This is a genomic window from Halomonas sp. SS10-MC5 (assembly GCF_015992245.1).
Taxonomy (GTDB): domain Bacteria; phylum Pseudomonadota; class Gammaproteobacteria; order Pseudomonadales; family Halomonadaceae; genus Halomonas; species Halomonas sulfidoxydans.
In genome coordinates, this window is sequence record NZ_CP065435.1 from 963727 (window position 1) to 978020 (window position 14294).

The following is a 14294-nucleotide window of genomic DNA, read 5'->3' on the forward strand; positions in this document are numbered from 1 at the left end:
CATTGCTGCGGAAGGCGTAAGGATCGGTGGCCACGCTCGGCAGCGACGAGCAGGCCGCGCCATCCTGTACTAGGGTGAAGGCGAAACAGGGTCGACGCGCCGGCTCTGATCCGGTATCGGCGCTGGCGACGCTTTCTCGCTGCCTCGCCGGAACCGAGCCGTCTGAACGCGCCCCACGGCGCGTCTATCGGATCTTGCATGGAATGCGCCGCGGTAGCGTTTCGCGCACGCATCAGCAATGGATTGTCACGCCAATGCCCCTCAGCAAGTACGTTCGCTCAACAGGGCTGGCCGGGGCCGCCGCTCCGCTTCTGTCTGCCTGCGAAGGCCCCCAGTCGGCCCTCGACCCGGCGGGCTCGGCCGCCGCGCTGATCGCCAGGCTGTGGTGGCCGACGCTGTTCGTCGCCGCCCTGGTCACGCTGCTGGTGCTGACGCTGCTGGCCGTGGCCGTGCTGCGTGCCCGTCGCAAGCAGGCCGCGCTGCCGCTGAACGCCAGGCAGAGTCGCAACCTGGTGATCGCCGGCGGCATTCTCCTGCCGTTGGCGGCAACGATTCCCTTCGCTCTCTCGAGCTTCTCCATCGGCCGAGTGATCGAGGCCCCCGTGCCCGACGTTGCCATGACCGTGGAGGTCATCGGCAAGCAGTGGTGGTGGGAGGTGCACTACCTGGACGAGACGGGCGAGCGCATCGCCACGACCGCCAACGAGATCCACGTGCCCGTCGGCGAGCCGGTCCGCTTCCTGCTCAAGTCGGACAACGTCATTCACAGCTTCTGGGTGCCCAACCTGAAGGGCAAGACGGACATGATGCCGGGGCGCTCCAACGTCACCGCGATGACGGCGGACGAGCCCGGCGTCTATCGCGGCCAGTGCGCGGAGTACTGCGGCACGCAGCATGCGCTGATGGCCTTCCTGCTGGTGGCCGAGGCGCCGGAAGCGTTCGATGCCTGGCTGGAGGGCCAGCGCCGGTCAGCGATGGAACCGGAGACGGGTGCGCAAGCCCAAGGGCGCGACGTGTTTCTCGATGCCGGCTGCGCCGGCTGCCACACCATCCGCGGCACGCCGGCCGACGGCGATCTAGGCCCCGATCTGACTCATCTTGCCGGTCGGCGCACGCTGGCCGGCGCCACGGTGCCCAACCGAATCGGACACCTCGGCGGCTGGATCACCGACCCGCAGCACGTCAAGCCGGGCAGCAGGATGCCGCCGAGCGACCTGACACCGGAGGAGCTCAAGACCTTGCTCGATTACCTGGAGAGCCTGGAATGACGCTCGAGACACCCGCCACCCCCCACGACAGGATCGATTCGGCGGAGCAGGCCACGCAGCTGGAGCGCACCTGGCATTCGCCCGGCGGGTTGCTTGGCTGGTTCACCCACGTCAACCAGCGCATGATCGGCAAGCGCTTCATCATTACCGCCTTCATCTTCTTCCTGCTGGCGGGGATTCTCGGCATCCTGATTCGCCTGCAGCTGGCCGGCCCCGAGCAGCAGTTCATCGGGCCGGAGCTCTACAACCAGTTCTTCACCATGCACGGCACGGTAATGATGTTCTTCTTCGCCATTCCGGTGATGGAGGGCTTCGCCATCTACTTCGTGCCGCTGATGGTGGGCACGCGCGACATGGCCTTTCCCCGGCTCAACGCCTTCGGCTATTACGTCTATCTGATCGGCGGGATCGTGCTGTTCGGCTCACTGCTGCTGAGCATGGCGCCCAACGCCGGCTGGTTCAACTACGTGCCGCTGTCGAGCAAGCTCTACTCGCCCGGCTACGGGGTCGACGTCTGGACGACCATGATCACCTTCATCGAGGTCTCGGCGCTGACCGCGGCGGTGGAGCTGATCGTCACCACGCTGCGGATGCGCGCGCCGGGCATGTCGCTGAATCGCATGCCGCTGTTCGTCTGGGCGGCGCTGGTGATGTCGTTCATGATCGTCTTCGCCATGCCGGCGGTGATCGTCAGCAGTACGCTGCTGATCCTCGACCGGCTGGTGAACACCCAGTTCTTCATCGTCGAGGGCGGCGGCGAGCCGCTGCTGTGGCAGCACCTGTTCTGGTACTTCGGTCATCCCGAGGTCTACATCATCCTGGTGCCGGCACTGGGCATGATCTCGACGATCATCATTACCTTTACCCGACGGCCGATCTACGGCTACACGGCACTGGTGCTGTCGGTGGTGGCCATCGGCTTCGTCAGCTTCGGCCTGTGGGTGCACCACATGTTCACCACCGGCCTGCCCCAGCTCGGCATGAGTTTCTTCACCGCTGCCAGCGTCACCATCGCCATCCCCAGCGGGGTGCAGATCTTCTGCTGGATCGCCTCGCTGTGGGGCGCCAGGATCCGCTTCGCCACGCCGATGCTGTGGGTGCTGGGATTCTTCGCCATCTTCGTCATCGGCGGGCTGACCGGCGTCATGGTGGCCTCCATTCCCTTCGACACCCAGGTGCACGACACCTTCTTCCTGGTTGCCCACTTCCACTACGTGCTGATCGGCGGGGCGGTCTTCCCGCTGATCGGCGCGACCTATTACTGGTGGCCCAAGATCACCGGCCGCATGATGAGCGAAACGGCCGGCAAGTGGAGCTTCTGGCTGGCTTTCATCGGCTTCAACGTGACCTTCTTTCCCATGCATCAGCTGGGGCTCGAAGGCATGCCGCGGCGCATCTACACCTATGTCGAGGAGATGGGCTGGGGCGATCTCAACCTGCTGGCGACGATCGGCTCCCTGGTGCTGGCGACGGGCTTCGGCGTCACGCTGATCAATGCCATCTGGAGCGTGCTGCGCGGCCGGCGGGCCGAGCCGAACCCCTGGGGCGCGCCGACCCTGGAGTGGGCGGCGGACTCGCCGCCGGCCTCCTACAATTTTCGCCATATCCCCGTGGTTGAGAGCCGCTGGCCGCTGTGGGACTGGGAGCAGGCGGGCGAACGTGCCGTCGTCACCGGCCTGCGTCATGACCGTCGCGAGGTGGTGCTCACCAGCGTCCTCGATGCCAAACCCGTGGGCGTGCAGGTGCTGCCCGCCCCGACCATCTGGCCGTTCGTCTCGGCCGTGGCCGCCTCGATGGGGTTCATCGGCATCATCTTCCATCCGATCTTCTTCGTGATCGCCTTCTTCCTGGTGGCCTTCACCCTGGTGGCCTGGTTCTGGCCACGCCGACCCTGGAGGGACGATTGATGAAAGTCGTGCAGGGGTTCGACGTCTCGGACATGACCCGTTTCAACCCCGACCAGCGCGCGCCATTGTGGTGGGGCATTCTCGGCCTGATCACGATCGAGTCGGCGGTGGTACTGACCTTCTGCGTCAGCTACATGTACTTGGCGGCCTACGCCGACACCTGGCCGCCGCGCGGCGAGTCGGCCCCGCCCATGCTGTGGCCGAGCATCAACCTGGGGCTGCTGATGCTGAGCAGCCTCACCATGTACCTGGCCGGACGCGCCATCAAGCGCGGCAACCAGCGCGGGCTGGCCATCGGCGTCACCGCCAGCGTGCTGCTGGCGACGACGGTGCTGGTGCTGCGCTCGCTGGAACTCATGGCCTACGAGTTCAGTTGGAAGGATCACGCCTACGGTTCGATCGTCTGGACCATCTCCGGCTTTCACTACGTTCACGTGACGTCGATCGTCTTCGGCAGTGCGGTAGTCGCCATCCTGGCCTGGCGCGGCTATTTCACCCGGCAGCGACAGATCGGCGTCGTGGTGGATACCAACTACTGGTATTTCGTCTGCTTCGCCTGGATTCCCTTTTATCTACTCTTGTACTGGGGGCCGCGCGTCTATGGCCAGTGAACCGGATCGCGGCGTGCTGCTGCACCCTCTGATGTTGTGGCTCGGCTGGGTGATCGGTCCCGCTGCCTGGGCGCTTCACCTGCTGGGCAGTTACCTGCTGGTGGCCCGGGCCTGCGAGAACGGCGTCATGTGGATGCTGCACGCCACGACCCTGGTCACCTTGTTGCTGAGCCTGGCCGGCGCTGCGATGGCCTGGCGACAGTGGGGCCGCGCCGGGCGGCACTGGCCGGGCTCCGGCGATGGCGAGGCGGGGCGCATGCGCTTCATGGCGGTCATGGGGCTGCTCATCAGCGCGTTGTCCGCGCTGCTCGTCGTGGCCGAAGGTGTGCCCAACTTCTTTCTGGGGCCGTGCCTATGACAGCGAGAACTGTGCTCCTCTTGCTGCCGCTGCTCATCGCCAGCGGCTGCAGCAGTGACGAAGCCGAGCCACCGCCGGGCGACCCGGAAGTGGGCCAGGCGGCGATCCGTGAGTACGGCTGCGGCAGCTGTCATGTCATCCCCAGCATCGGCGGAGCAGATGGCCGCACGGGGCCGTCGCTCGAGCGCATCGCCAGGCGTGTCTACCTGGCTGGCGTATTGCCCAACACGCCCGACGACATGGTGCGCTGGATTCGCGAGCCGGAAGCGGTCGACCCGCGCACGGCCATGCCGAACATGGGTGTCGGCGAGAGTGACGCCCGAAATATCACCGCCTACCTGTACACGCTCAAATGAACGATCAGGAACGCCAAGACTCCGTCCGTAGGATCCGCAAGCGGATCGAAATCCATGTCGGCCTCGCTATCGCGGCGCTGGTCGTCGCCATGGGAGTGGGCGCGGCCGGCTTCGTCTATTGGGGCGCTTATAACGTCTCGGCGCTGCAGCAGCATACCGAGCCCGTCTTCACCCTGCTCAACCTGGCGCTGGACCGCTCCATCCGCCAGCGAGCCGAGGAGATCGAGGTCCCGTCGTTGACGCCGGACATGGCCGAGGAGGGGCGACGCCTCTACCAGGCCCGCTGCGTGCAGTGCCATGGCGCGCCCGGCGTGGGCCGCGACGATGTCGGCAAGGGCATGACGCCGGTGCCGCCCAACCTGGCGCATACGGCGAAGGCCAAGAGCGCCGCCGAGCTCTTCTGGCCCATCAAGCACGGCATCAAGATGACCGGCATGCCGAGCTGGCAGTTCAAGTTCACCGACGAGCAGATCTGGACCATCGTCGCCTTCATCATGCAGATGCCGGAGATGTCCCCGGCCGATTACCAGGCGCTGCGCGGTGGTGATGCGCGCGAGCCGCCGCGCGACGTGACGACCGTGAGCGCCTCCGCTCCGGCACGTGCCGCCGCGGAACCCGATCCCGCCCGCGGCAAGCTGGCCCTGTATGGCTATGCCTGCATCGCCTGTCATCGTATTCCGGGCACGGTGGGACCGCATTCTGACGTCGGCCCGCCGCTCGCGGGCATCGGCGGGCGTCGCTATATCGCCGGGGTGCTGGCCAACACGCCCGAGAACATGGTGCACTGGCTGCGCCACCCCACCGAGGTGGATCCGCTCACTGCCATGCCGGACCTGGACGTGACGGAGCAGGATGCCCTGGACATGGCGGCCTATCTGGAGACGCTGAAATAGGTCTGCGGGCACCACGTTCGCAGCGATCCTGGACGCACCACCGGGTGAGTGGCGTTTGTTCCTGCCGGTGGCCGCAACTACGCTGTGTCAAGGGGCGCCCGGGCCTGATATTCGCTCAAGGAGAGACAAGGTCCGCGTATACACACTGGGCTTTTGAACGCAACGCGAGGGATTCGCATGGCGCTGCTCACCCTGACAACCGTCCTGTTGACGACCTTGGGCCTTGGATGTCTGCTGCAATGGCTGCCGGCCCGTGGACAGCCAAAGCCGACCTACCCCCAGCGGGCACCTTTTCTCGGTGGCGGCAGCCCCGATACGCATGCCTGGAACCGCTATCACATTCGCTACTACCCCATGACGCTGCTGCTGATCGCCTTCGAGATGGAGATGATGTTCATGTATCCATGGGCGGTGGTATTCGTCGAGAAGGGGGCCACGGCGGTCATGGAAATGGGCATGTTCCTGGCCATCCTGGCGGTGGGCATCGTCTACGCCTGGCGTGAGGGGGTGTTCCGGTGGCAGTGAGCTGGCAACGTCGCCTGGCGGCTCGCGCGCCGGCGGCCGTCTTCCTTGCCGAGGCGGCGCGTATCGGCCCGGTGCGCGAAACGCTTGCGCTCGTGCCCGGTATTCGTCTCGTCGACACGCCTCGCCATGCCAGCGTGCTGCTGGTGGCGGGCGTTATCCCGACCGGCTGGCGCGACGACCTGCGCCGTATCCACGATCAGTTGCCCGCCCCGTTCGCCAGCGTGTGGTGTCGTTGCGAGCCATTCGAGGCACTGCGCAACCCCATACGTATCGATGTCGTCGAGGCGTTGCCCCAGGGCGTGGTCGAGACGCATCGCGAGCTGATGCTGGGCAAGCGCGACAGTGCGCCCCGGCTGCTACCGGACGAGCCGCCGAATCCCTGGGAGGGGCTCGGCGACGATGGCCATGGCGGCGAGGGCATGATGGGCGGCACGCCCTACGGTCGGCCCATGGCCATGAACATGCAGGACGATCGTCGCGATGGCCTGACGCTGGATACGCTGACCTTCCGGCTGGGGCCGTTTCATTCCGCGTTGCCGCCGGGTCTTCAGGCCGAGGTCAGCCTGCAGGGTGATCTGGTGCAGGCCTGGACGGTCACGCGCAAGCCCTTCGCCGGCGTCGTCGAACCGATCTTTCATGCGGCTCGCCAGTCGTCGGTGCCGATCGCCGAGCTCGAGCTCGCTCGCGCCCGTCATCACCTGCACCGGCTTTACCGGGGGCTGTGGTTGGCAGGCTGGCCGACAATGGCGGAACGGGCCCTGCGCCTGGCCGAAAAGCTGGGTCCGAACAGCGATGTTGCGGGCCTGCGCCGCGAGCTGGAGCGCGGGGGGCTGTGGCGGCTGGCGCTGCCCGAGCCTGGTCGCGGCGTGCTGGACGAAGCGCAGGCGCGGCAGCTCGGTGGTCCGGCGGCCCGCGCGGCGGGCATCGATGCGGACCTGCGCAGCGAGGATTCCAGCTACCGTCGGCTCGGTTTTGCACCGACCTGCCGAGAAGCGGGCGATACGGCGGCTCGCTGGCGGCAGTGGCTCGACGAGATCGAGCAGTCCCTGTCGCTGGCCGGCCGGGCCGCCCGTTACGACCTGAAGACCGCCGAGACCGCTGCCGTCGAGACCCCGCGCGGCCCTTGGGCCGAGGGCTTCCCTCACGATATGAGCGACCTGCTGGGTGAGGTGCTCCCGGAACTGGAGTGGGGCGAAGCGCTGCTGACCCTGGCCAGCCTGGACGTCGCTGCCCTTGATCCGCTCCCCCTCGCTAACGACTGGCGGACCGGCTTCGCCGAGGCGAAACGGGAGGGGAGTCCATGATCCTCGATCAGTTGATCCTGCCGTGGCTGCTGGCCTGGCTGATGGCTGGCCTGGGCGCCTATCTCGTGGCCGTGCTCGACCGTTGGATGGCGACGGGCTCGACCCAGGCGGGAAGCGTTTGGCTCGCTCCCCTGGCCAGCGCCGCCTGGCTGTTGACGCAGCAGGCCACGACCACCGAGGCACCGGACGCAGGTGCCTGGCGGTTGGCGCCGGCGCTCTACCTGGCCCTGGCCGCCACGGGGCTGGCACTGGTGCCGTGGTCGCCGACGCTGGTCGGGGTCGACCTGGCGACCAGCCTGGTGCTGTGGGGCAGCCTGGAGGCGCTGGCCACGGTGGTGATCTTTTTGCATGGGTGGTCGGCCAATTCTCACCTGGCGTTGATCGGCGCCTACCGCTACGTCGCCTTGGGGATCTCCTACCTGCTGGTCAGCATGTTCGTGCTGATCGGCGTGGCGCTGCCGGCCGAGTCGCTGCGCTGGACCGAGGTGGTCGCAGCGCAGGAGTCGCTCTGGCACGTGGTGTCCCAGCCGCTGGGGCTGCCGCTGTTCCTGGTGGTGGGGCTGGGTCTGACCTTCTGGGGACCGCTCGACCTGGCCGACTCGACGGATCTCTCGACGGGCACCGCGGTCGAGCGTTCGGGCCCGCCGCGTCTGGTGTGGGCGCTGGCGCGCGCCGCCATGCTGGTGGCCTTCAGTGCGATTGCCGCCACCGCCTTCCTCGGTGGCTGGATGGGTCCCTGGCTGCCGGGGCCGGCCTGGCTGCTGCTCAAGAGCCTGGCGGTACTGGTGGTGCTGCTATGGCTGGGGCGTCGGCTGCCCAGGCTCGCTCCCGAGCGCTGCCTGACGCTGATGTGGGTGGTGCTGCTGCCGCTCTCCTTCGTCGACCTGATCTGGGCCGGGGCGGTGGCCCTGTGGATGGCCTGAGTGAGGCCAGGGAGCCGACATGACGCCAAGTCTCGCTACGCATATTGCCTTTGTGGTGCTGGCGGCGCTGGCCGTGCTCAGCGGCTGGCGGGTGTTCTGCACCGATTCGATGGTGCGGGCGTCGTTCTTCCTGTTGCTGTCGTTCATCGCCGTAGGCGGGATCATGATCCTGCTCACCGCCGAGTACCTGGGGGTGGCGATGTTCTTCATGATGGCCGTCGAGATGATGGTCATGGCGCTGTTCATGGTCATGTTCATGATGAACCCGGCCGGCCTCAATCCGATGAAGATGGTGCACCAGGAGAGAGTTGCCATCGTCGCCGGTGTCGCTGTCTTCGGCGTGCTCTCGGCGGTGGCCGTGCTCGGCGATTTTCCCGATATGCCGCTGCCGGCGGAGCATGCGCCGGTGATCTCGCTGGGCCGTGAGCTGCTCGGCGATTCGATGCTGGTCTTCGAGACCGCCGGCGTGGTGCTGCTGACCACCATGGTCGGCGTGGTGGTGCTGTCGAGCCGACGTGGCCGCTATGGCCGCGCCGACGAGGGCTCGGTACCGCCCGGGCTCGAGCCCGGCGGCGAGCCGGCAGGCCGGCCAAAGGAGAGCGAAGAGGAAAAAGGAGAAGAGGGCGGCCACGCCCACCAACACCACCATTAGCGATGACGCGGTGGAACGACGCGTAACACAGGCCAGGAGGGCGACATGACACTCACCACGCTACTCGTTCTTGCAGCGGCGCTGATCGGCATCGGCTTCTATGGGGCGCTGTCGCAGCAATCGTTCGTGATGCTGATGATGGGCCTCGAACTGATGCTCAACGGGGCGATGTTGGCGGCCGTGGCCTTCTGGGCCTATAGCGGCGCCGGTGCCCCCGAAGGGCAGCTGTTGACCATCGTGATCATGGCAGTCATGGCGATCGAGATGGCGCTCGGCTTCGCCCTGGTGGTGGCGGTGTTCCGCGCCAAGCAGGCCGACACGACCGAAGCCCTGAGCGAGTTGAAGCAATGACGCTCTGGGCCGTACCGCTGACGCCGTGGTTGCTGTCGCTGCTGCTTTACGGGGCCGGGCGGCGATTCGGGCCGCTGGCTCTCGGGCTCTCGGGCTCTCGGCGGGGGTGGCGCTATTGCTGACTCTTGCCGTGACGGGGCTTTCGCTGAACGCCGGGGTAGTGGCGAGCTATCGCTGGAGCGAGTCCCTGACGCTGGGGCTGGAACGCTCCCTGGCAGGCGACGTTTTCGCCTGGCTGGTACCGCTGGTGGCATTGCCGGTGACGCTCTATGCCGCGATCCATGTCAGACAGGCGCCGCACCGCCTGGTGGCCCTGCTGCTGGCCTTTGTTGGCGCCATGCAACTGTTGGTGCTGGCCAGTGACCTGCTGACCCTGCTGGTAGCCTGGGAGCTGGTCGGGGCCTGTTCCTGGGGCTTGATCCTGCATCGCTGGCAGGAGGAGGGCATCCCGAGCCAGGCGATGCACGCCTTCCTCGCCACCCGGCTGGGCGACCTGGGGCTGTATGTTGCCGCAGGGGCGCTGTTCGCCGGCACCGGCGGTTTCGGCTATGCCGCCCTCGACGATCTCTCGGGTGGGCTGTTGCACGTCGCCGTGGCCGGCATCGTACTGGCGGCGGCGGCCAAGTCAGCACAGCTGCCGTTCAGTGCTTGGTTGTTTGCCGCCATGGCCGGGCCGGTGCCGGCCTCGGCCCTGCTGCATTCGGCGACCATGGTCGCCGCCGGAACCTTCCTGCTCGCTCGGCTGGCGCCGCAGCTCGAGCAGGCCGCCTGGTTTTCGCCCCTGGTGATTTTCCTGGGGCTGGCCACGGCGCTGACAGGCGGCCTGGTGGCGAGCTGCCAGGGCCACGCCAAGCGGCTGCTGGCCGCTTCCACGTCGGCGCAGTATGGGCTGATGTGGGTCGCCGTGGGGGCGGGCTTCCCCGGTGTGGCACTGCTGCACGCCGTCACCCATGCCTGCCTCAAAGCGGGGCTGTTCCTGGTCGCGGGGCTGGCCGAACGGCGCGTCGACAGCTACCGGCTGGCGGACATGCGACTGGGGCGACAGCTGCCGGGCGTGGCGGGGGCGAGCCTGGTGCTGTGCCTGGCGCTGGCCGGCGTGGCGCCGCTGGGGGCGGCCTGGAGCAAGGAGCAGATCGCCTCCGCCGCCGTCGATATCTCGCCCTGGCTGGCGCTGTTTGTGGCCATCGCCGGCGGGCTCAGTGCGCTCTATGCCACCCGCTTCCAGCGGCTGGCCTTCGGTCGCTCGCCACGGCGACTCGTCTCGGGCCGGCCGCCGGCCGGGGCGGAGCGAATTTCGCTGGCGGGGCTGGCGCTTGCCACGCTGATGCTCTCGCTGCTGTGGTGGCGGCCGTTCTCCGAGTCGATCGCGGCGAACTTGGGGGTCGTGCTGCCCAAGGAGCATGCGTGGCTGATGGTGGTGTCGCTGGCGCTTGTGGCGCTGGGCATTGGCATGGGGCTGTGGTTAACCCGTGGGAGCCCGCGTGAGGCGGAACCGGCCTGGCAACCGGTCCTGGCCGACTGGTTCGGCCTGCCGACGTTGCATAGCGGCGTGGGATTGGGTGTCATGCGGTTCGCCCGGGCCCTGGCTCGCTTTGACGATCGGGTATTCGACTTGCCATTGACCCGCCTGGCGCAAGGTGCCAGTGCCGGTGCAAGTGGCCTGGCGCGTGGCGACGACGCCCTGCTGGCCGTGCCTATCAACCAGCTGGCAAAAGGCATTCACGCAACCGCACGAGGCTTGGCGCGCGGAGACGATCGGGTCGTCGACTCCGGCTTGATGATCACCGCGCGCTGCGCGCAGTGGCTGGCCGACGTCAACACTCGGCGCGGCGAATGGCTGGCCGACGGCCTGCCCAGTGCGCTGGCACAGGGGGTAGAGGCCGGCGGGCGCTGGGCCCGGGCGACGCAGTCCGGCCAGACCCACCACTACTACACCGCCATGGCCGCCGGCCTCGGTACGTTCTTCCTGCTGCTGCTGATAGGAGCCTCGATGTGATGCTGACCGTCGCGCTGTTCGCTCCCCTGCTGGGCGCTCTCCCGCTTGCCTTGAATTCGCGCTGGAGTGCCGCTCAGGCGCGCTGGATCGCCGTGGTAGCATCCGGCGCCTCGTTGCTGGCGCTGGCGCTGGCCTGGCTGACGTTCGATCCGGCCGGTCCGCTGTTCCAGCATGTCGACGAGGTGCAGTGGGTGCCGTCGCTGGGCATGGCCTACCGGGTTGGCGTCGATGGTATCGCCCTGGCCGTGGCGACCATGAGTGCGGTGCTGTTCGTTGCCGCCGTCGTCTATCCCTTCGATACCCGGGGGGAGGCGCGCCAGTACTATGCCTGGCTATTGTTCCTGCACGGCGTGTCGCTAGGGGTCTTCCTGGCCCTCGATCTGCTGATGTTCTATGTCTGCTTCGATCTCACTCTGGTGGGCATGTACTTTCTGATCGGGCGCTGGGGTCACGGCGACCCCCAGCTCGCCGCCTTCAAGTTCTTCCTCTATACCTTTGCCGGCTCGCTGGCACTGCTGCTTGGCATCATCGGGCTCTATCTCGCTCTCGAGACGCCGACATTCGACATGCGCGCCATCATCGAGCAGCAGCCGCTGGCGGGCAGGGGCACCTATGCCAGCCTGGTATTTCTGGCGATGATGGTGGGGCTGGCGGTCAAGACCCCGCTGGTGCCGGTGCATACCTGGCTGCCCCAGGCCCACGTCGATGCGCCAGGGCCGGCCTCGGCGATTCTTGCCGGGGTACTGCTCAAGATGGGTACCTACGGCATGATCCGGCTGCCGCTGGCCATGCTCGGCGAGACCTTCTCCCGTTTCGCCCTGCCGGTGGCAGTGCTGGCGCTGGTGGCGATTCTCTACGGTGCCCTGGTGGCGCTGGGGCAGACCAACCTCAAGCGGCGTATCGCCTATACCTCGATCAACCACATGGGCTACACCGTGCTGGGGATTGCCGTGGCCGCTTCGCTGATAGGCGGGCATGACGAAGCACGGCGGCTGGCGCTGACCGGTGCCACGGTGGAGATGGTTGCCCACGGCCTGATTACCGGCTCGCTGTTCCTGATCAGCGGCTCGCTGTGGCAGCGTACGGGGGATTATGCCATGGCGCGTTATGGTGGCCTGGCTCGCCGGGCGCCGCAGCTGACCGCATTGACCGTGCTGGCCGCCTTCGCCAGTCTCGGCATGCCGGGGCTGGCCGGCTTCGTCGCCGAGTTTCAGGTGTTTACCGGCACCTTCGCCGTCTATCCCTGGCTGGCGGTGCTGGGGGTGCTGGGCATCGTGATCACCGCGGCGCTGTTCCTCGACCTGCTGTGGCGGCTGTTCTTCGGCCGGCTGCCCGAGCACCTGGCACATTTCCCCGACCTCAACCGGATCGAAATCGGGGTGCTCGGTGTGCTGGCACTGGGGGTCGTGGCGATCGGTGTGGCGCCACACTTCCTGCTCGAGGTGGTTGAGGCCTCGGCGAGCCTGCTGGCCGGAGGACGCTGATGCCCGTGGCGGACCTGACCCCCGAACTGGCGCTGCTGATCGGGGCGGTGATGATCGTGTTGGGTGCCGCCTTCCTGCCGCACGCCCGCCAGGGCTGGCTGGCCGGTGCGGCTCTGGTGACGCTGACGATCGCCCTGGGTGCCGTCGTCGTGCAGTGGCCGGCAGCGCCTTCGCTAACGTTCTCTGGGGTGTGGATCCTGGATGCACCGGCCTCGCTGGCCAAGCTCGTCATTCTGGGTAGCGGCGCACTTGCCGTGGCGATGTCGCCCGACTGGATGCGCAGCGACCCGCGGCATGGCGAGTACTATGCGCTGTGCCTGTTCGCGCTGCTGGGCGCCGTGGTCATGGCGGCGGCTGGCGACAGCATGGAGCTGCTGCTCGGCGTGCTGCTCTCCTCGGCGGCGAGCTACCCGCTGGTGGCCTACCACCGCGGGTTCGCGCCGGCGCTGGAAGCGGGCATGAAGTACTTCCTGATCGGCGCTCTGGCCAATGCGCTGCTGTGTGTCGGGGTGGTCATGCTGTTCGGCCTGGTCGGTGACACCGACTACCGCGTCCTGGCCGCGTTTCTTGCCCAGAGCGACCGGCTGGTGCTCAGTGTGGCCGTGGGCTGCGTGATCCTGGGGCTTGCCTTCAAGCTGGCGGCGTTTCCGGCGCATGCCTGGATGCCGGATGTCGCCCAGGCGGCCCCGGCGCCGGTTGCGGCGATGCTCAGCGTGGCGCCCAAGGTAGGAGCGGCGCTGGCGCTGGCGCGTCTGGTGGCGCTGTTGCCGGGAGAGCAGGGGCTCTGGCTGGTAGCGCTGGTCTCGGCGGTCACCATGACCCTGGGCAACCTGGCGGCGCTTCGCCAGATCGACGTTCGCCGGCTGCTGGGCTGGTCATCGGTCTCCCAGTCCGGGTATGCGTTGATGGCGGTGGCCGTGATCGGGCGCGCCGAGGGTGCCGTGTCGGCATTGCTTGTCTTCCTCGTCGCCTATGCGCTGGCCAACCTGGCCGCCTTCGCCGTGGTCACTCATCTGCGCGGACGCACCGACCTTGCCGATTATCGCGGCCTGGCCAGGGCGCAACCCTTGGCGGCTGTGGTGCTGATCGTTGCCATGCTGTCACTGGTGGGCATTCCGCCGCTGGTGGGTTTCTTCGGCAAGTTCCTGCTGTTCGAGGCTACGCTGGCGGCCGACCATGCCTGGCTGGCCATAGTCGCGGCGCTCAATACCCTGGTTTCGCTGTACTACTACCTGCGAGTGGCTGCCGTCATGGTCTTTACGCGCCCAACCGGGCCCGTCGCGGTGTTGGGGGGGCATTCAAGGCTCGCCATGCTGGCAGGGGGCGTGGGAATCGTGGCGTCAGCCCTGCTCATGGAGCTCCTCCTGGGGGCGTCAGGCGTAGTCATGCTCCCCCTGCCGTCCTGACACCTCGGAGACAGGGGGCGGGGCTGGCGGCGAGAATGGGAGCGCAGGGAGGTCCTCCTCATGCGATCCGGCTGGCGAGACGAGGCAGAGCGGGGGCGGCGGGAAGCCCTGCGCTGCCTGCGTCCAAGCAGCGTTTAATTATCGCCATGCGCTGATCGAACCCTTGGCACGCCCTGCGTTCTCATGATTATCCTTACCTTGCGTTGATTCTTTGCCACCCACTCTGCCCCGAAGTGTCTAGGCTGATGAGTAACCCACGG

At 67.3% G+C, this 14294-nt stretch carries 14 protein-coding genes; all 14 read left to right on the forward strand.

Features of this window, described 5'->3' with window-relative positions:
* Nucleotides 1-254: 254 nt before the first annotated feature.
* The 14 genes from coxB to I4484_RS04605 all read left to right on the forward strand — a co-directional run bounded on the left by coxB (nucleotide 255) and on the right by I4484_RS04605 (nucleotide 14034).
* Nucleotides 255-1268 carry a cytochrome c oxidase subunit II gene (coxB, locus tag I4484_RS04540; RefSeq protein ID WP_197449821.1) on the forward strand — a complete coding sequence of 338 codons (1014 nt, stop codon included), beginning with the start codon at nucleotides 255-257 and terminating at the stop codon, nucleotides 1266-1268.
* Nucleotides 1265-3175, forward strand: a complete 1911-nt coding sequence (gene ctaD / locus I4484_RS04545) for a cytochrome c oxidase subunit I (RefSeq protein ID WP_197449822.1) — start codon at nucleotides 1265-1267, stop codon at nucleotides 3173-3175. The genes coxB and ctaD overlap by 4 nt, the downstream gene beginning before the upstream one ends.
* The gene (locus I4484_RS04550) at nucleotides 3175-3786 is read left to right on the forward strand and encodes a cytochrome c oxidase subunit 3 (protein ID WP_197449823.1); all 612 of its coding nucleotides are present in this window, start codon (nucleotides 3175-3177) and stop codon (nucleotides 3784-3786) included. Before ctaD ends, I4484_RS04550 begins: the two co-directional genes overlap by 1 nt.
* Nucleotides 3776-4144, forward strand: coding sequence for a hypothetical protein (locus I4484_RS04555; RefSeq protein ID WP_197449824.1), 369 nt, complete (start codon nucleotides 3776-3778; stop codon nucleotides 4142-4144). The genes I4484_RS04550 and I4484_RS04555 overlap by 11 nt, the downstream gene beginning before the upstream one ends.
* Nucleotides 4141-4500: a cytochrome c family protein gene (locus I4484_RS04560; protein ID WP_197449825.1), complete on the forward strand. Its 360-nt coding sequence runs from the start codon at nucleotides 4141-4143 to the stop codon at nucleotides 4498-4500. The genes I4484_RS04555 and I4484_RS04560 overlap by 4 nt, the downstream gene beginning before the upstream one ends.
* Entirely contained in the window at nucleotides 4497-5393 is an 897-nt protein-coding gene (locus I4484_RS04565) for a c-type cytochrome (protein WP_197449826.1), read from the forward strand. Before I4484_RS04560 ends, I4484_RS04565 begins: the two co-directional genes overlap by 4 nt.
* A 177-nt stretch (nucleotides 5394-5570) precedes the next feature.
* Nucleotides 5571-5918, forward strand: a complete 348-nt coding sequence (locus tag I4484_RS04570; protein ID WP_197449827.1) for an NADH-quinone oxidoreductase subunit A — start codon at nucleotides 5571-5573, stop codon at nucleotides 5916-5918.
* Nucleotides 5909-7222, forward strand: a complete 1314-nt coding sequence (locus I4484_RS04575) for a hypothetical protein (protein ID WP_197449828.1) — start codon at nucleotides 5909-5911, stop codon at nucleotides 7220-7222. Before I4484_RS04570 ends, I4484_RS04575 begins: the two co-directional genes overlap by 10 nt.
* Complete coding sequence (locus I4484_RS04580) at nucleotides 7219-8145, forward strand: NADH-quinone oxidoreductase subunit H (RefSeq protein WP_197449829.1); 927 nt, start codon at nucleotides 7219-7221, stop codon at nucleotides 8143-8145. The genes I4484_RS04575 and I4484_RS04580 overlap by 4 nt, the downstream gene beginning before the upstream one ends.
* Before the next feature lie 19 nt (nucleotides 8146-8164).
* Nucleotides 8165-8797, forward strand: a complete 633-nt coding sequence (locus tag I4484_RS04585; RefSeq protein WP_197449830.1) for an NADH-quinone oxidoreductase subunit J — start codon at nucleotides 8165-8167, stop codon at nucleotides 8795-8797.
* A gap of 45 nt (nucleotides 8798-8842) precedes the next feature.
* Entirely contained in the window at nucleotides 8843-9148 is a 306-nt protein-coding gene (gene nuoK, locus I4484_RS04590) for an NADH-quinone oxidoreductase subunit NuoK (RefSeq protein ID WP_167111567.1), read from the forward strand.
* A 115-nt stretch (nucleotides 9149-9263) separates the two neighbouring features.
* Nucleotides 9264-11144 (forward strand): NADH-quinone oxidoreductase subunit L, encoded by a 1881-nt coding sequence (locus I4484_RS04595; protein ID WP_197449831.1) that lies wholly within the window; start codon nucleotides 9264-9266, stop codon nucleotides 11142-11144.
* Entirely contained in the window at nucleotides 11144-12628 is a 1485-nt protein-coding gene (locus I4484_RS04600) for a NuoM family protein (protein WP_234283641.1), read from the forward strand. Before I4484_RS04595 ends, I4484_RS04600 begins: the two co-directional genes overlap by 1 nt.
* The gene (locus tag I4484_RS04605; RefSeq protein ID WP_197449833.1) at nucleotides 12628-14034 is read left to right on the forward strand and encodes an NADH-quinone oxidoreductase subunit N; all 1407 of its coding nucleotides are present in this window, start codon (nucleotides 12628-12630) and stop codon (nucleotides 14032-14034) included. Before I4484_RS04600 ends, I4484_RS04605 begins: the two co-directional genes overlap by 1 nt.
* Nucleotides 14035-14294: the final 260 nt, after the last annotated feature.